The following is a 15977-nucleotide window of genomic DNA, read 5'->3' as shown; positions in this document are numbered from 1 at the left end:
GGGAGGGCCGGGGAGGGGGCCTTTCGCATCTTCCTCGGGCCGCAGATGAGAACCTCCGTTGGCAGGTAGTGCCGCCAACGCGAGGACAACGGCTCCGGCCCTCATCGCATCCACACCCTCGCGGTTTAAAATCACCGCATGACTTCCAACACCCCCGCCTCCCAGCGCGTCGCCGAGCTGCGAAAGCTGCTGACCGACGCTTCACGCGCCTATCACGAGCGCGACGAACAGATCATTCCCGACGCCGAGTACGACCACCTCATCCGTGAGCTGGAGGCGCTGGAGGCGGCGCATCCGGAGTTGGATTCGCCCGATTCGGTGACCCATGCGGTGGGCGGCAAGGCGTCCTCGCGGTTTCCCGAGGTCGTGCATGCGGTGCCGATGCTGTCGCTGGGCAATGCCTTCAGCGACGAGGAAGTACGCGATTTCGTGCGCCGCATCGACGAGCGCCTGCGCCGGCCGACGCTGATGTTCTCCGCCGAGCCCAAGCTCGACGGCCTGGCGATCAACCTGCGCTACGAGAACGGCGTGTTCGTGCAGGGCGCGACCCGTGGCGACGGTGCCACCGGCGAGGACGTCAGCGCCAACCTGCGCCAGATCAAGGTGATCCCGCAGCAGTTGCAGGGCGAGGGCTGGCCGGACGTGCTGGAAGTGCGCGGTGAGGTCTACATGCCGCGCGCGGACTTCGAGCGCTACAACGAGCAGGCGCGCCTGCACGGCGGCAAGGTGCTGGCCAACCCGCGCAACGGCGCGGCCGGTTCGTTGCGCCAGCTGGACCCGAAGATCAGTGCCCAACGCCCGCTGAGCTTCTATGCCTACGGCCTGGGCGAGGTCGACGGTGAACTGCCACCCACCCACTCCGGCACGTTGGCCCAGCTGGCGCGCTGGGGCTTCCCGGTCAGCGACCTGTGCCAGGTGGTGGAAGGTGCCGATGGCCTGCTGGCGTATTACCGCGACATCGGCGCGCGCCGCGACGGCCTGGCCTTCGACATCGATGGCGTGGTCTACAAGCTTGATGACCGCGAAGGCCAGCAGGAAATGGGCTTCGTCGCCCGTGCGCCGCGTTGGGCCATCGCCCACAAGTTCCCGGCGCAGGAGCAGACCACCACGGTCGAGGCCATCGAGATCCAGATCGGTCGCACCGGCGCGGCCACGCCGGTGGCACGGCTGAAGCCGGTGCACGTGGCCGGCGTGGTGGTGACCAACGCTACCCTGCACAACGCCGACCAGATCGCCCGCCTGGACGTGCGCGTCGGTGACACGGTGATTGTGCGCCGCGCCGGTGACGTGATCCCGGAAGTGGTCAGCGTCATCACCGACCGCCGCCCCGAGGGCACCACGCCGTGGCAGATGCCGGCCAACTGCCCGGTGTGCGGTTCGGAAATCGTCCGCGAGGAAGGCGAGGCCGTATGGCGTTGCTCCGGTGAGCTGAGCTGCCCGGCGCAGCGCAAGGAGGCCATTGCCCATTTCGCCTCGCGCAAGGCCATGGACATCGATGGGCTCGGTGACAAGTACATCGAGACGCTGGTGGATGCCGGCATTGTGCGCGGCGTGGCCGACCTGTACGCGCTGCAGCGCGACCAGTTGCTGGTGCTGAAGCTGGCGCTGGATGCCGAATCGCCGGAGGCCTTGGCATCGCAGCTCAGCCTGCATCTGACACCGGAAGGCAGCGGCGGGACGCTGAACCAGATCCTCCGGCTGGACGCGGCCGACGCCGGCTGGCGTGCGCGGGCATTGTCGGTGCCCGCCCGTTTCGAATGGAACACGAAGAAGATCGCGACCAAGTGGGCCGACAACCTCATCGCCGCCATCGCCAACAGCCGCAGTACCACGCTCAGCCGGCTGCTGTTCGCGCTGGGCATCGAGCACGTCGGCGAGAGCACCGCCAAGGCGTTGTCGGTCTGGTTTGGTGACCTGGCGCTGATCCGCCGCATGCCGTGGCCGCTGTTCAAGCGGGTGCCCGACATCGGTGGCGAAGTCGCGCGTTCGATCGGCCACTTCATGGCGCAGCCGGGCAACCAGGAGGCCATCGATGCGTTGCTGGCACGGGGCGTGCAGATCACCGATGCACACGCCCCCCACGCCAAGCTGCGCGCCGAGCTGAACCTGGCCAACCTGCTGCAGGACCTGGAGATTCCCAAGGTCACGCCGGTACGGGCCAAGCAGTTGGCCGAAGCGTTCCCCTCGGCCGAGGCGATCCGCGATGAAAGCGCGCACAACTTCGTCACCGCCGGATTGCCGGCGGAGACCGCCAATGCGCTGGTGGCATGGCTGGACGTGGATGCCAACGCCGCCTTGTTCTCCGCCGCCGGGGCTGCATTGCAGCAGTTGCTGGCGCTGACGCCCGAGGCGCAGCAGCAGGCGGCCGGTCCGCTGGAAGGCCAGACCGTGGTGCTGACCGGCACGCTGGCGCAGATGAACCGCGACGACGCCAAGGCGCAGCTGGAGGCGCTGGGCGCCAAGGTCGCCGGCAGCGTGTCGAAGAAGACCAGCTTCGTCATCGCCGGCACAGAGGCCGGTTCCAAACTGGACAAGGCCAATGAACTGGGCGTGGCGGTGTGGGATGAAGCCCGGCTGCTGGCCTTCCTCGCCGAGAACGGGAAGCAGGCATGAGCGACGAACTGAAATGCCGTGTCGCCGATGCGCAGGACTTCCCGCGCATCATCGGCATGGTCCGTGATTTCTATGCGGAAGACCGCATCACCTACCAGCCCGCGCTGGTCGAGCCCGGCCTGCGCACGGTGCTGGAGGATGCGCGTTGCGGCGCCGTCCTGCTGTTGTCCTCCGAGGCGGTTGCCGAAGCGGGTTACGTGACCCTGGGGTGGTGTTTCAGCGTCGAGCAGGGAGGTCGTTTCGTTCTGCTCGACGAGTTGTACCTGGCGCCCGCCGCGCGTGGTCGTGGTTGGGGCCGGCAGGCATTGGCGCTGGCGCGGGACTGGGCCGCAGGGCAGGGCGCGGCGGTGATCCGGCTGGAGGTCAATCACCACAACGCGCGGGCCAAGTCGCTGTACCTGTCGGCCGGGTATCGCGATGACGCACGCGACATCCTGACGTTGCCGCTGGTCGACGCGGTCGGGGAGCTGCACTCGTGATCGAGGCATTGCGCCAGCGGGCACGTCTGAATGCACTGATCCGCGCGTTCTTCGCGCGCCGGGAGGTGCTGGAGGTGGAAACGCCGATCATGTCCGCCGCAGGCAACACCGAGCCGAACATCGAGGGCTTCCAGACCCGCTTCACCGGGCACGTGGATGCCGGTTCGCCGCTGCGCTGGCTGCGGACCTCGCCGGAATATCCGCTCAAGCGGCTGCTGGCCGCCGGCGTGGGCGACTGCTACGAACTGGGCCGGGTGTTCCGCAACGGCGAAGCCGGTGGCCGGCACAACCCCGAGTTCACCATGCTGGAGTGGTACCGCGTCGGCTGGGACCATCACCAGCTGATCGAGGAAACCGTTGCACTGGTGCGCGAAGCGCTGGCCGCAGTGGGCCGCGAAGCGTCGGTGCGCGTACTGACCTACCGCCAGTTGTTCCTGGAGACGATCGGGCTGGATCCCTTCCTGGCCGATGAAGCCACCCTGCGCGCGGCGCTGGGTGAGGTCGGCATCCAGCCTGAGGGCCTTACCCGCGATGATTGGCTGGACCTGCTGATGACCCATCGCATCCAGGCCCACTTCCTGCCCGACCAGATCACCGTCATCCATGACTGGCCCGCCACCCAGGCGGCACTGGCCAGGATCCGCAGGGAGGATCCGCCGGTGGCCGAGCGCTTCGAGTTGTACCTGGGGGCGTTCGAGCTGGCCAACGGCTACCACGAGCTGACCGACGCGCAGGAGCAGCGCCAGCGCTTCCAGCGTGACCTCGCGATCCGCGCTTCGCGTGGTGCGGAGGTGTTGCCGCTGGATGAGGCGTTCCTGGCGGCGCTGCCGTCGATGCCTGCCTGCGCGGGCGTGGCGGTGGGCGTGGATCGCCTGCTGATGGCGCTGGCCGGCACCTCGCGCATTGCCGACGTGCTGGCGTTCGACTTCGCCAACGCCTGAACCGTCTTGCGATGCGCGTGGCCTGAACGGATGCGGCGTTCATCGGCGAGGACGCTATCGCGGGATGAACAGGAATCATCTGAATATTCCCTGCAATGACGATGATTTCAGGCCAATCACCCGTTCAGGTCATGGACCTGCCTTGCCGGCATGGCGATGATGATGCTTTGATCACAACCACTCGGGCACTGTGCCCGTGCCGGAATCCATCAAGGCTGCAAGGGGGCGTGAGCATCGGATGAAGGGAGTTTTTGGCCTGTTGTTGCTGGTGTCGCCTTCGCTGCTTGCAGCGCAGGGGGGCGGGCCTGACACCCCGGCGCCCTTGGTCGTGCGCTGCGAGTCCGGCGAGATGGAACGCGTGTTCTGTCCGATGGATGTCTCCCGTGGCGTGCAGATGGTGCGCCAGCTCTCCACCCGTGATTGCATCCGCGAAACCAGCTGGGGCGTGGAAGGCGACGCGATCTGGGTCAGCGAAGGCTGTCGTGCCGAGTTCGCACGCCGTGGCAGTAGCTCGCGGGTGTCGCGGCGGGTGGTGCGCTGCGAGTCGAAGGGGCGCTACGAATCCTGCCCGGTGGTCCTGCGTGGTGCCCCGGTGCGGCTGTTGCGCCAGCAGTCGGTGTTGCCGTGCCGGGAAGGGCGTAGCTGGGGCTACGACCGCAACGAGATCTGGGTCAGCCGCGGGTGCCAGGGCCAGTTCGAGGTGGGCGCCGAGGACGGCTCGGGCTTCGTCGACGTCCCGCGCCGCGTCGTCTGCGAATCCAAGGGCGGGCTGCGCCGCGAATGCGGCGTCAGCGTTACCCGCCGGGTCACCCTGGTCGAACAGCTGTCCAGCGCGGCCTGCCGCGAGGGCGACAGCTGGGGCTGGGATCGCTTCGGCATCTGGGTCGACAAAGGTTGCCGGGCGGAATTTTCCGCCGATTGAACGGGCCGCTAGGCGGGCCGATTACAATGGCCCGATGAACACCATCCCCACCATCGATTACGCCCGTTACGACCACATCCGCCCGATCCGCTGGACGGGTGACGCCCTTGAACTGCTGGACCAGCGCAAGCTGCCGTTCGTCGTGGAGCACGTGCTGTGCCATGACAGCGACGCCGTGGCCGAGGCCATCCATGCGTTGACCGTGCGGGGCGCGCCGGCCATCGGCATCGCTGCGGCCTGGGGCGTGGTGCTGGCGGCGCGTGAAGTGCAGGCGGCCGATGGCGCTGCGGCGCTGGTGATGCTGGAGCCGGCGCTGGAGCGCCTGAATGCCTCGCGCCCGACCGCGGTCAACCTGGCCTGGGCGCTGGCGCGCATGCGCCGGGCGCTGGCGACAGCCGGGACGGACTGGAAGCAGGTGCTGGCGCTGGAAGCGCAGGCCATCGCCGACGAGGACCTGGCGGCCAACCGGCACATGGGCGCACTGGGCGCCGGCCTGATCGCCCCGGGCAGCGGGGTTCTGACCCATTGCAACACCGGTTCACTGGCCACCGCGGGCTTTGGCACCGCGCTGGGCGTGATCCGCGCGGGCAAGGCGCAGGGCAATATCGCGCGCGTGTTTGCCGGCGAAACCCGGCCGTGGTTGCAGGGTGCACGGCTGACCGTGTGGGAACTGCAGCAGGACGGCATCGACGCCACCCTGATCGCCGACTCGGCCGCCTCGCACCTGATGAAGACCGGTGCGGTGCAGTGGGTGATCGTCGGCGCCGACCGCATCTGCGCCAACGGCGATACCGCCAACAAGATCGGCACCTACCAGCTGGCCATCGCCGCGCGCCACCACGGCGTCAAGTTCATGGTGGTGGCGCCGTCCTCGACGGTGGACATGAACGCCGCCCATGGCGACCAGATCGAGATCGAGCAGCGTGATCCGGGCGAGCTGTTCGGCGTCGGTGGCGTGCGCACCGTGGCCGAAGGCATTGCTGCCTGGAACCCGGTGTTCGATGTCACCCCGGGCGAGCTGATCGATGCCATCGTCACCGAGCGTGGCGTGATCCTGAAGCCGGACGCCGCAGCCATGGCAGCGGCCTTCGCCTGAACCGGCACCCGGCCCGGGCCGGCGTCCACCCCGGTAGTGCCGAGCCACGCCCGGCAAGGGGGCTCCCGGCAAGGCCCCCGCGGAGCATGGCTCGGCTCCGTGGTGTTTCCCGTGCCGGCGCGGCACGCCGGCATCGTCCAGAAAGCGGCGCCTAAGTTCCTGATTTGTTCCGGTAAAACCCCCGTCTGTGATAGACTCCATCGGTTGATTCAAGGCTCCGGCGGGGTTGCCTCCAAGGCCACTCCACCGGACGGGATCGTCACCAGACAACGGAACCCGAATGGCAGAAACAGCCAAGGAAATCATCCAGGTAAAACTGGAAGACGAGATGCGCAAGAGCTACCTCGATTACGCCATGAGCGTGATCGTCGGACGCGCACTCCCCGATGCACGCGATGGCCTCAAGCCGGTCCATCGCCGTGTCCTGTTCGCGATGAACGAACTGGGCGCGCACAGCAACAAGCCCTACTACAAGTCGGCGCGTATCGTCGGTGACGTCATCGGTAAGTACCACCCGCATGGCGACCAGTCGGTGTACGACACGCTGGTGCGTCTGGCGCAGCCGTTCTCGCTGCGTTACATGCTGGTGGACGGCCAGGGTAACTTCGGTTCGATCGACGGTGACTCGGCCGCGGCCATGCGATACACCGAGGCGCGCATGTCGCGCCTGGCGCATGAGCTGATCGCCGACCTGGACAAGGAAACCGTCGATTTCCAGCCCAACTACGACGAGAAGGAACTGGAGCCGACGGTCATGCCGACCCGGTTCCCGAACCTGCTGGTCAACGGTTCGGCCGGCATCGCGGTGGGCATGGCCACCAACATCCCGCCGCACAACCTGGCGGAGTCCATCAGTGCCTGCATCGCCTTGATCGACGACCCGTCGATCGATGTTGATGGCCTGATGGAATACATCCCGGGCCCGGACTTCCCGACCGCCGGCATCATCAATGGCACCGCCGGCATCATCGCCGGCTACCGCACCGGCCGTGGCCGCGTGCGCATCCGTGCCAAGGCCGATATCGAAGTGGCCGACAATGGCCGCGAGTCGATCATCGTCACCGAGATCCCGTACCAGGTGAACAAGGCGCGGTTGATCGAGAAGATCGCCGAGCTGGTCAAGGAGAAGAAGCTCGAAGGCATCAGCGAGCTGCGCGATGAGTCCGACAAGGACGGCATGCGCATCTACATCGAGATCAAGCGCGGTGAGTCTGCCGAGGTTGTGCTCAACAACCTGTACCAGCAGACCCAGATGGAGTCGGTGTTCGGCATCAACATGGTGGCGCTGGTCGACGGCCGCCCGAAGTTGATGAACCTCAAGGAGATGCTGGAGTCCTTCCTCCGCCATCGCCGTGAAGTGGTTACCCGCCGCACCATCTTCGAACTGCGCAAGGCCCGTGCCCGCGCGCACGTGCTGGAAGGCCTGACCGTTGCATTGGCCAACATCGACGAGATGATCGAGCTGATCAAGACGTCGGCCAACCCGGGCGAGGCCAAGGAGCGCATGCTGGCCAAGGTGTGGGAGCCGGGCCTGGTGGGCTCGCTGCTGGCCGCCACCGGCGCCGAGGCGTCGCGCCCGGAAGACCTGCCCAAGGGCATCGGCCTGGTCAACGGCAACTACCAGTTGTCGGAAGTCCAGGCCACCCAGATCCTGGAAATGCGCCTGCACCGCCTGACCGGGCTGGAGCAGGACCGCCTGACCGAGGAATACCGCCAGCTGCTGGTGGTGATCGCCGGCCTGATCGAGATCCTGGAAGACCCGGAGCGCCTGCGCCAGGTCATCCGCGAGGAACTGGTCGCCATCAAGGCCGAGTACGGCGACGAGCGCCGCACCGAGATCCGCCACAGCGAGGAAGACCTCGACATCCTCGACCTGATCGCGCCGGAAGACGTGGTGGTGACGCTGTCGCGCGCCGGTTACGTCAAGCGCCAGCCGGTCAGTGCCTACCGCGCCCAGCGTCGCGGTGGCCGTGGCCGCAGTGCGGCGGCGACCAAGGACGAGGATTCGATCGAACAGCTGTGGCTGGTCAATACGCACGACACGCTGCTGACCTTCACCAGCTCGGGCAAGGTGTTCTGGCTGCCGGTGCACCAGTTGCCGGAGGCCGGCTCGACCGCGCGCGGCCGCCCGATCATCAACTGGATCGCGCTGGAGAACGGCGAGCGCGTGCAGGCGGTGTTGCCGGTGCGCGAGTACGACGACAACCACTTCGTGTTCTTCGCCACCCGCAACGGTACGGTCAAGAAGACGCCGCTGAGCGAATTCGCGTTCCGCCTGGCGCGCGGCAAGATCGCCATCAACCTGGATGAGGGCGATGCGCTGGTCGGCGTCGGCCTGACCGATGGTGAGCGCGACGTGCTGCTGTTCGCGTCCAACGGCAAGACCGTCCGCTTCGGCGAGGACCGGGTCCGCTCGATGGGCCGTACCGCCACCGGTGTGCGCGGCATCAAGCTCGCCAACGGCGAGGAAGTGGTCAGCCTGATCGTGGCCGAAAGCGCCGGCGGCGCCGAGGACGAGAACGAGGACGAGGGCAGCAACGTCGAGGAAGTGGCAACCGATGGCGGCGAGATCGTCGACAACGGCAGCGACGATGCCAGCATCCGCTACATCCTGACCGCGACCGAGAACGGCTACGGCAAGCGCACCCCGCTGGCCGACTACCCGCGCAAGGGTCGTGGCACCCAGGGTGTGATCGGCATCCAGACCAGCGAGCGCAACGGCAAGCTGGTCAGTGCGGTGCTGATGGGCACCAGCGATGAAGTGCTGTTGATCTCCGACGGCGGCACGCTGGTGCGTACCCGTGGCTCGGAAATCTCGCGCGTGGGCCGCAACACCCAGGGCGTGACCCTGATCCGCCTGTCCAAGGGCGAGAAGCTGCAGGCCGTCGAACGCCTGGATGCCTCGCTGGACGACGGTGAGGACGTGCTCGACGATGAGGCCAACACCTCGGCGGATGAAACGGCACCGGCCACGCCGGAAGCCTGATCGCCGCAGCGGTTGGAGTGAGAAGGGCGCCGGCTTGCCGGCGTCTTTCTTTTTGCGGGAACGCCGCTTGCGGGCCTGCGCCGCGAAGGACGAAAGGCGCGTGCGCCAGGCCTGCGCAGAGGCCACCTCCGGCGCGGACGCCAAGGCAGGACGGGCCGTCCGGCAGCAATGAGCCAATTCCCTGCGACTAAGGTCGCAGCGACAAACCCCCGCGTCCTGCCCGACTCTCTGCCGGCACATCACCGGAGAGAGGGCCCCTCGATGTACCAGGATCTTGGCCGCAACCAGGCCAACTACACGCCGTTGTCGCCGCTGAGCTTCCTGCGCAAGGCGGCTACCGTGCACCCGCAGCGGTTGGCGGTGGTGCATGGCGAGCGGCGCCTGAACTGGGCCCAGGTGCAGGCGCGTTGCCGTCGGTTGGCGTCGGCATTGCAGCGCATGGGCGTGGCCGAAGGCGATACCGTGGCGGCGCTGCTGCCCAATACGCCGGCGATGATCGAGCTGCATTTCGCCCCGGCCATGCTCGGTGCCGTGCTCAATACGCTGAACACCCGCCTGGACGCGGAAACGCTTGCATTCATGCTGGACCACGGCGAGGCCAAGGTGGTGTTCGTGGACCGCGAGTTCTCGCCGGTGATGAAGCGGGCGCTGGCGCTGTGCCGGCAGGCACCGCAGGTCATCGACGTGGACGATGCGGCCATCGAGGAAGGCGAGTTCCTTGGCGAGATCGAGTACGAAGCGTTGCTGGAAACCGGTGACCCGACGTTCGCCTACGGCCTGCCCGGCGACGAATGGAATGCCATCGCGCTGAACTACACCTCGGGCACCACCGGCGACCCGAAGGGCGTGGTTTATCACCATCGCGGCGCCTACTTGAACGCGGTGGCCAACATCATCGATTGGGGCATGCCGCCGCATCCGGTCTACCTGTGGACGCTGCCGATGTTCCACTGCAACGGTTGGTGTTTCCCGTGGACGATGGCTGCCGTCGCCGGCACCCAGGTCTGCCTGCGGCGATTCGACCGCAAGCAGGTGCTGGAGCTGATGCGCACACATGGCGTCACCCACTACTGCGGTGCACCGGTGGTGCATGCCGCGTTGGCGGCGGCACCGGAGGAACTGAAGCAGGGGCTTGCCGGCGTGAAGGGGCAGGTGGCCGGTGCCGCGCCGCCGGCGGCGGTGCTGGAAGAGATGGAACGGATGGGCGTGGAGATCACCCACGTCTACGGCCTCACCGAAGTCTACGGCCCTGCATCGATCTGCCAGCCCAAGCCGGAGTGGGCGCAGTTGCCCATCGACGAACGCGCCGAGCTCAACAGTCGCCAGGGCGTGGCCTGCCTGTTGCAGGAAGACATGCAGGTGCTGGACCCCGATACCCTGCAGCCGGTGCCGTGGGACGGCGCCAGCGTCGGGGAAATCATGTTCCGCGGCAACATCACCATGAAGGGCTACCTGAAGAACCCCCGCGCCACCGATGCGGCTTTCTCCGGTGGCTGGTTCCGCACCGGTGACCTTGCTGTGGTGTATGCCGACGGCAACGTGAAGATCCGTGACCGCTCCAAGGACGTGATCATTTCCGGCGGCGAGAACATTTCCTCGCTGGAAGTGGAAGACGTGCTGTGCCGCCACCCTTCGGTGCTCGCCGCGGCCGTGGTGGCCAGGCCGGACCCGAAGTGGGGCGAGACGCCATGCGCCTTCGTCGAGTTGAAGGACGAACTGGACCTCAGCCCGGACGCAGCCCTGGCGCATTGCCGCCAGAATCTGGCCGGCTTCAAGGTGCCCAAGCGTTTCGTGTTCGGGCCGCTGCCGCGGACGGCCACCGGCAAGGTGCAGAAGTTCGCACTGCGCGATGCCGCGCGCGCCCTGACGGACGCCGAATGAACAATGGCCCGCGTGATGCGGGCCATTGTCCTGGCGTGCACGTGCCGGCGATCAGCGCGGTACGCGCACCATCCGCTCGAGCAGGTGCTCGACGATGCCCGCCGGTTCGCGGGTGCGGCCGACGTGGGTCACCGAGGTCTGCACCACCGAGCTGCGCTTGGCGGTGAGGAAATGGAAGCGTGCCCGCGGCGGCAGCTGTGCGATCGGGCCGGCTTCGGCGCGGCCTTCGCAGATGGCGACGATGGCGTCCAGCCAGGGGCGCAATGCCACCAGGTCCAGTTGCGGGGCGAACGCCTGCAGGCGTGCTTCATCGATCTCGATGGCCGCCTGCAGGTGCCCGGCGCTCGGGCAGGACACGATCACGCCGACATTGATGAACTCCTCACGCTCGACCCGCGGCACGACGCGGATCACCGCGTAGTCATACGTGTGCAGCGTGGGCACGGATGGCCTCCTGTACGAATGCATCCCGCAGCTGCAGGCGGCGCTTGAGGTAATCGGCGTAGGCCTTGCGGTAGCTGGCGGCATCGGCAAACGCCGGCTCGCCCTGCAGCCAGGCATCCGGGATCAACGCGACGATGTCGTCGATGACCGCATCGGTCAGCAGCGGGGCCAGTGCGCGGTCGGCGCCGGCGATGTCCTTGGCGAAGGGCAGCAGCACATGGTCACGGATGAGGACGAAGGGCTTGGCGCAGGCCTCGCCGGCGTTCTCCCAGTCGTGGTGGAAGTACAGCGCGGCACCGTGGTCGATCAGGTACAGCTTGCGGTGCCAGACCATCAGGTTGGGGTTGCGTACGGTGCGGTCCACGTTGCTGGTGTAGGCATCGAACCAGACGATGCGCGAGGCCAGCTCGGCATCGGGCTGCATCGCCGCCGGATCGTAGTTGATCGCACCGGGCAGGTAGTCGCTGCCCAGGTTGGTGCCCTCGCTGGCGCGGATGAGGTCCTGGATCTCGGGGTCCGGTTCGGTGCGCGCGAATTCGCGGTCCAGTTCGACCAGGACGATCTCCGGGATGGGCAAGCCAAGCGCGCGGGCCAGTTCACCGGCGACCAGTTCGGCGATCAGCGCCTTCGGACCCTGGCCGGCGCCACGGAATTTGATGACGTACATGCCATCGTCGTCGGCCTCGATCACGGCTGGCAGGGATCCCCCTTCGCGCAGCGGTGTGATGTAGCGGGTTGCGTGGACGGTTCTCAAGACGTGTGCCGTTGCTGGCGTTGGGGCGACAAGCCTAGCGTATCGGGCGCGCAGTGGCGGTGACCGGGTGGGGTGCGTCGATGGGTGCGGGACGCGCGGCGTTGCTGCGCTCCCTCCCTTTCGCGCAGCGAAGGGGAGGGGTAGATTTGCGAGACTGCAGGAGTCGTGGCTTCGCGGCCGAGGCCGCTCCTATGGGAATGCTGTTGCTTCGAATGCCGCGTGGTAGTGCACCTGCGCCGCCGGTACGGTGCCGGCCAGCGGCAGTGCTTGGAAGTACGCCGGTGGAACCCCCGGCAGCTCCAGTTCCGGAACTACCTTGAAGCCGAACCGTGCGTAGTACCCCGGTTCCCCCAGCAGCACGCAGCCGGCACTGCCCAGTCTCGTCAGGCGATCAATCGCCGTCCGCATCAACGCCGCACCGATCCCCTGGCCCTGGCGATCCGGGCGGACCGATATCGGCCCCAGGCCATGCCAGCCGGCGTCGCCCGATGACAGCACCACCGGCGATACCGCGACGTGCCCGATCAGCGCGCCGTGCTCCTCGGCCACCAGCGACACCGTCAGCTGCCCGGCCGCACGCAATGCGGCAACGATGAACTGCTCGGTATGGCTGGAATGGACCGCCTCGGCGAATGCAGCCTCGGTCAGGCGGTGGATCGCGTCGATGTCGGCGGGTTGCTCGTCGCGGATATGAAACGTCATGCCATGCATCCAGAACGTTGCGGGGCGGATGACCGTCCCGGGAAGAAAGAAAACAGGCGCGGCTCAGTCGTCGAACGACTTGCCGTCGCTGCGCAGGTGTTCCTTGGCCGACTGCCACCAGCCGTCGAGCATGCCCTTGCCGTCGCCCATCAACTGGTCGACCTTCGCACTCTGCTGGTCAACGAACTCCATCAGGCTGGCCAGCCCATCCGGCCCGTGCCGCTTGATCTCGCCCCAGACCACCTTGGTGAACACCCGGGCCATCCACAGGCTGGAATCGACGTCGCCGGTCTCGGCCTCGATCTGCCCGATCAGTTCCCCCAGATAGGCGCGCGCTTCCGGCGGCACCTGCGGGTTCTCGCTCAGGCGCTTGAGCATCAACAGCCCTTCACGCACGTCGCCGTTGTTGATGGCCAGCCCGGCGCGCCCCAGCTCCGACAGCCACGGCTGTTTCAGGCTCAGCGCGATCGCATCGATATGGACCTGGGCGCGGTCCCAGCGCTTGTCCGTGATGGCCTTGTAACCCAACGCGGCATGCACGATCAGCATCCGCATCCGTGCCTCGGTGGCCTGCTCGGCGTCGAGCGTCTTGCCGCCGTTGATCGCGAACTCGCTCTGCTGTTCGGCCAGTTGCGGCCATTCCCGCCGGTGGAAGGCCACCGAGCGGAGGGCGGCGCTGATCTGCGCGTAATCCCTGCAGGCGGGCAGGGCATCGACGATGTCCGATTCGGCGATGGCGATGGTGCTGCGGTCGGCGCTGAGCGCGCTGTAGCCGAGCAGGCCATGGATCATGCATTCGGTATCGGGCGTCAGCTCAGGCGTGGGCTCGCTGCCGGCCATCCGCATGCCCTCGCGCCAGGCGTTGTAGGAGGCGGGCAAGCCGTGGTGCGAAAGGCGCCGGTACTGCGTGTAGGTCAGGCTGTCGCGCAATGCCTCCAGCTGCTCCTGCTCGGTCTTCTCACCGCAACCGGCAAGGATCAGGACGCCCGCGACGGCGGCCAGCCAGCGCAGGCGGGGGCGGGGGCGGGTGTGCGGAAGTGTCATGCGGTCCATCCGTGGGAACACGAGCGCTATAGATACCGCAGCCGAGCGCCACCCGTACAGTGCGGCGGCGATCATGAAGACGGCGCTGTGGCGCAGTGGGGGCCGGCAACGTACTGTGCCGGGCATTGCACGCACGCTGAGTTCGACCATCATGTACCCGGGATGCCCGCTGTGAATGCCGCTTTCATGCCCGTCTTGCCGCTGCCCCTGCACCGTGTCCTGCTGGGGGCGGTTGCGATGGGCGTCCTGGCTGCCTGCAGCACGGTGCCGGCGCCCGCCCCGGGGCCGCCGGCGGACGTGGTGCGCAACGAGATCGAGCGTCGCATCCCTGCGCGGACCGCGGACCGTGCCGGTTGGGCGGCGGACATACAGGCGGCCTTCGCCGCGCAGCGCATTGCCCCCAACGCCGAGAACATCTGCGCGGTGCTGGCGGTGATCGAGCAGGAGTCGGGGTATCGCGCCGATCCGGCCGTCGCCAACCTGCCGCGCATCGCGCGCCAGGAGATCGACCGGCGTGCCTCGGCGTTGCATGTCCCGGGCCTGCTGGTGGATGCCGGCCTGCGGATCAAGGCAACCGATGGCCGCAGCTACGGTGACAAGCTGGCCGGGGTACGTACCGAGCGTGACCTCAGCCGCCTGTATGAGGAGATCATCGACCGCGTGCCGCTGGGGCAACGTTTGTTCGCCGGCAAGAACCCGGTGCAGACCGGTGGCGCGATGCAGGTCAGCATCCCCTTCGCGCAGGCGCATGCCCAGGGGTATCCGTACCCGGTGCAGGCCAGTATCCGCGACGAGGTGTTCAGCCGGCGCGGTGGCGTGTACTTCGGCACGATGCACCTGCTGGGCTATGAAACGCCATATACCCGCAAGGTGCACCGGTTCGCCGACTACAACGCTGGCTGGTATGCCAGCCGCAATGCGGCCTTCCAGAACGCGGTGGCGGTTGCCACCGGGCAGGCGCTGGCGCTGGATGGTGACCTGCTGGCACCGGGGGCGCCGCTGGATGCGCCGGGCCAGACCGAGCGTGCCGTGCGGCAGCTGGGCGCGGCGCTGGGAATGGACGAGCGGGGCATCCGGCGGGCGCTGGAGCAGGCGGACCAACTGGCTTTCAGCGAGAGCCCGTTGCACCAGCGCGTGTTCGCCTTGGCCGAATCCCGGGCCGGCAAGCCGTTGCCGCGCGCGGTGATCCCCGGCATCCGCCTGGACAGCCCCAAGATCACCCGCGAGCTGACCACCGAGTGGTTCGCCAACCGCGTGGACGGACGTTACCGGGAGTGCCTGCAGCGCTGACCGTGGCAGGTTCGGGTGGGTGTTGCCGCAGGCGAGGGTGGTGGCCTGCCGGCAGGTGGGCAAGGCTGCGCCGCTCAGGCGCGGACGGGGTTGCGTCCCAGCACGCGTGCGCCGGTGATGATCATGCGGATCATCTGCGACATCTGCTCGATCAGCTCCGGGTCCTTCTCTTCCGGCAGGTCCATGGCGGTGCCGCCCATGGCGAAGATCAGGCGGGTGATGGCCTTGGCGGCCAGCGCGGGCTCATGCAGCGTGGCGCCGTCCAGTGCGGCCAGGCGCACCAGGTCCACCTTGAGCTCGTCCTCGAAATAGTTGAGCTCGCGGTCCACCGCCTGCTTGAAGGCGTCCGAGCCGGCGGTGCCTTCGCGCAGCAGCACGTGCATCAGCCGGTCGTCGGCGCGCAGCTGCTCCATGAAGGTTTCCACCGACAGGCGGATCACGCCGCGGTTGCTGTCGGCCGCACGCAGGCGGGCCTGGCCGATGATGGTGCGCAGCGAGCGGCCCGCCAGGTCGATCAGGGCCACGGTTAACTCGTCCATGTCCCTGAATTGGCGATAGAACGAATTCGGGGCGATCCCCGCTTCGCGGGCCACCTCGCGCAGGCTCAACGTGGACACGCTGCGATGCGGGCCAATCAGCGCCAACGCCGCCGCCAGCAGGTCGTCGCGCGAGATCGAAGCCTTGCGTGCCGGGTGCTGGTCGTCGTGGTGGGTCAAGGGCTGATCGGGACGGGTCATCGCGGGCAGGATGGACGGATTCGTGAATCATAGCCGGTATGGTGAATATACGAGTGTATACACAGCTGTATGCTCGGCCGTATAGTTC

The 15977-nt window shown here is 67.5% G+C and carries 13 protein-coding genes; 8 read left to right on the top strand and 5 right to left on the bottom strand.

Annotation, left to right across the window (positions count from 1 at the left end; all coding sequences use genetic code 11):
- Positions 1 to 138: 138 nt before the first annotated feature.
- From ligA to ATCM_RS09225, 7 genes are all read left to right on the top strand, one after another.
- On the top strand, positions 139 to 2613 hold the full coding sequence (gene ligA / locus ATCM_RS09255; RefSeq protein WP_132864248.1) for an NAD-dependent DNA ligase LigA: 2475 nt from the start codon (positions 139 to 141) through the stop codon (positions 2611 to 2613).
- Entirely contained in the window at positions 2610 to 3092 is a 483-nt protein-coding gene (locus ATCM_RS09250; RefSeq protein ID WP_132864247.1) for a GNAT family N-acetyltransferase, read from the top strand. Before ligA ends, ATCM_RS09250 begins: the two co-directional genes overlap by 4 nt.
- On the top strand, positions 3089 to 4033 hold the full coding sequence (epmA, locus tag ATCM_RS09245; RefSeq protein ID WP_132864246.1) for an EF-P lysine aminoacylase EpmA: 945 nt from the start codon (positions 3089 to 3091) through the stop codon (positions 4031 to 4033). Before ATCM_RS09250 ends, epmA begins: the two co-directional genes overlap by 4 nt.
- Positions 4034 to 4271: 238 nt before the next feature.
- Positions 4272 to 4955 carry a DUF3011 domain-containing protein gene (locus ATCM_RS09240; RefSeq protein ID WP_132864245.1) on the top strand — a complete coding sequence of 228 codons (684 nt, stop codon included), beginning with the start codon at positions 4272 to 4274 and terminating at the stop codon, positions 4953 to 4955.
- Between the two features lie 34 nt (positions 4956 to 4989).
- Positions 4990 to 6051 (top strand): S-methyl-5-thioribose-1-phosphate isomerase, encoded by a 1062-nt coding sequence (mtnA, locus tag ATCM_RS09235; RefSeq protein ID WP_132864244.1) that lies wholly within the window; start codon positions 4990 to 4992, stop codon positions 6049 to 6051.
- Positions 6052 to 6331: 280 nt separating this feature from the next.
- Entirely contained in the window at positions 6332 to 9037 is a 2706-nt protein-coding gene (gyrA, locus tag ATCM_RS09230; protein ID WP_132864243.1) for a DNA gyrase subunit A, read from the top strand.
- Positions 9038 to 9298: 261 nt separating this feature from the next.
- Positions 9299 to 10918 carry an acyl-CoA synthetase gene (locus ATCM_RS09225; RefSeq protein ID WP_132864242.1) on the top strand — a complete coding sequence of 540 codons (1620 nt, stop codon included), beginning with the start codon at positions 9299 to 9301 and terminating at the stop codon, positions 10916 to 10918.
- Positions 10919 to 10969: 51 nt separating this feature from the next.
- Here ATCM_RS09225 and ATCM_RS09220 read toward each other — a convergent pair whose 3' ends face one another.
- The 4 genes from ATCM_RS09220 to ATCM_RS09205 all read right to left on the bottom strand — a co-directional run bounded on the left by ATCM_RS09220 (position 10970) and on the right by ATCM_RS09205 (position 13862).
- Positions 10970 to 11362 carry a DUF3037 domain-containing protein gene (locus ATCM_RS09220; RefSeq protein WP_132864241.1) on the bottom strand — a complete coding sequence of 131 codons (393 nt, stop codon included), beginning with the start codon at positions 11360 to 11362 and terminating at the stop codon, positions 10970 to 10972.
- Positions 11340 to 12116 carry a HipA family kinase gene (locus ATCM_RS09215; protein ID WP_132864240.1) on the bottom strand — a complete coding sequence of 259 codons (777 nt, stop codon included), beginning with the start codon at positions 12114 to 12116 and terminating at the stop codon, positions 11340 to 11342. The genes ATCM_RS09220 and ATCM_RS09215 overlap by 23 nt, the downstream gene beginning before the upstream one ends.
- Before the next feature lie 189 nt (positions 12117 to 12305).
- The gene (locus ATCM_RS09210; RefSeq protein WP_132864239.1) at positions 12306 to 12818 is read right to left on the bottom strand and encodes an N-acetyltransferase; all 513 of its coding nucleotides are present in this window, start codon (positions 12816 to 12818) and stop codon (positions 12306 to 12308) included.
- A 63-nt stretch (positions 12819 to 12881) separates the two neighbouring features.
- A complete protein-coding gene (locus ATCM_RS09205) occupies positions 12882 to 13862 on the bottom strand; it encodes a hypothetical protein (RefSeq protein WP_132864238.1) in 981 nt (326 codons plus the stop codon).
- Positions 13863 to 14048: 186 nt separating this feature from the next.
- On the opposite strand from ATCM_RS09205, the gene ATCM_RS09200 reads away from it, so the two are divergent.
- Positions 14049 to 15152: a DUF1615 domain-containing protein gene (locus ATCM_RS09200; protein WP_132864237.1), complete on the top strand. Its 1104-nt coding sequence runs from the start codon at positions 14049 to 14051 to the stop codon at positions 15150 to 15152.
- A 74-nt stretch (positions 15153 to 15226) separates the two neighbouring features.
- On the opposite strand, the gene fabR is transcribed toward ATCM_RS09200, so the two are convergent.
- Positions 15227 to 15889 carry an HTH-type transcriptional repressor FabR gene (gene fabR, locus ATCM_RS09195; RefSeq protein WP_132864236.1) on the bottom strand — a complete coding sequence of 221 codons (663 nt, stop codon included), beginning with the start codon at positions 15887 to 15889 and terminating at the stop codon, positions 15227 to 15229.
- Positions 15890 to 15977 lie beyond the last annotated feature (88 nt).

Origin of the sequence: Stenotrophomonas sp. ATCM1_4, assembly GCF_004348115.1 — a bacterium.
Taxonomy (GTDB): domain Bacteria; phylum Pseudomonadota; class Gammaproteobacteria; order Xanthomonadales; family Xanthomonadaceae; genus Stenotrophomonas; species Stenotrophomonas capsici.
The sequence above is the reverse complement of the archived record's forward strand: the minus strand, read 5'-3'. Positions and strand labels throughout refer to the sequence as shown.

What these genes read in the sequence shown, in the direction of transcription:
- ligA (WP_132864248.1), top strand. Translation starts at nt 139, where the DNA reads ATGACTTCCAACACCCCCGCCTCCCAGCGCGTCGCCGAGCTGCGAAAG.
- ATCM_RS09250 (WP_132864247.1), top strand. Translation starts at nt 2,610, where the DNA reads ATGAGCGACGAACTGAAATGCCGTGTCGCCGATGCGCAGGACTTCCCG.
- ATCM_RS09240 (WP_132864245.1), top strand. Translation starts at nt 4,272, where the DNA reads ATGAAGGGAGTTTTTGGCCTGTTGTTGCTGGTGTCGCCTTCGCTGCTT.
- mtnA (WP_132864244.1), top strand. Translation starts at nt 4,990, where the DNA reads ATGAACACCATCCCCACCATCGATTACGCCCGTTACGACCACATCCGC.
- gyrA (WP_132864243.1), top strand. Translation starts at nt 6,332, where the DNA reads ATGGCAGAAACAGCCAAGGAAATCATCCAGGTAAAACTGGAAGACGAG.
- ATCM_RS09225 (WP_132864242.1), top strand. Translation starts at nt 9,299, where the DNA reads ATGTACCAGGATCTTGGCCGCAACCAGGCCAACTACACGCCGTTGTCG.
- ATCM_RS09210 (WP_132864239.1), bottom strand. Translation starts at nt 12,818, where the DNA reads ATGACGTTTCATATCCGCGACGAGCAACCCGCCGACATCGACGCGATC.
- ATCM_RS09205 (WP_132864238.1), bottom strand. Translation starts at nt 13,862, where the DNA reads ATGACACTTCCGCACACCCGCCCCCGCCCCCGCCTGCGCTGGCTGGCC.
- ATCM_RS09200 (WP_132864237.1), top strand. Translation starts at nt 14,049, where the DNA reads ATGCCCGTCTTGCCGCTGCCCCTGCACCGTGTCCTGCTGGGGGCGGTT.
- fabR (WP_132864236.1), bottom strand. Translation starts at nt 15,889, where the DNA reads ATGACCCGTCCCGATCAGCCCTTGACCCACCACGACGACCAGCACCCG.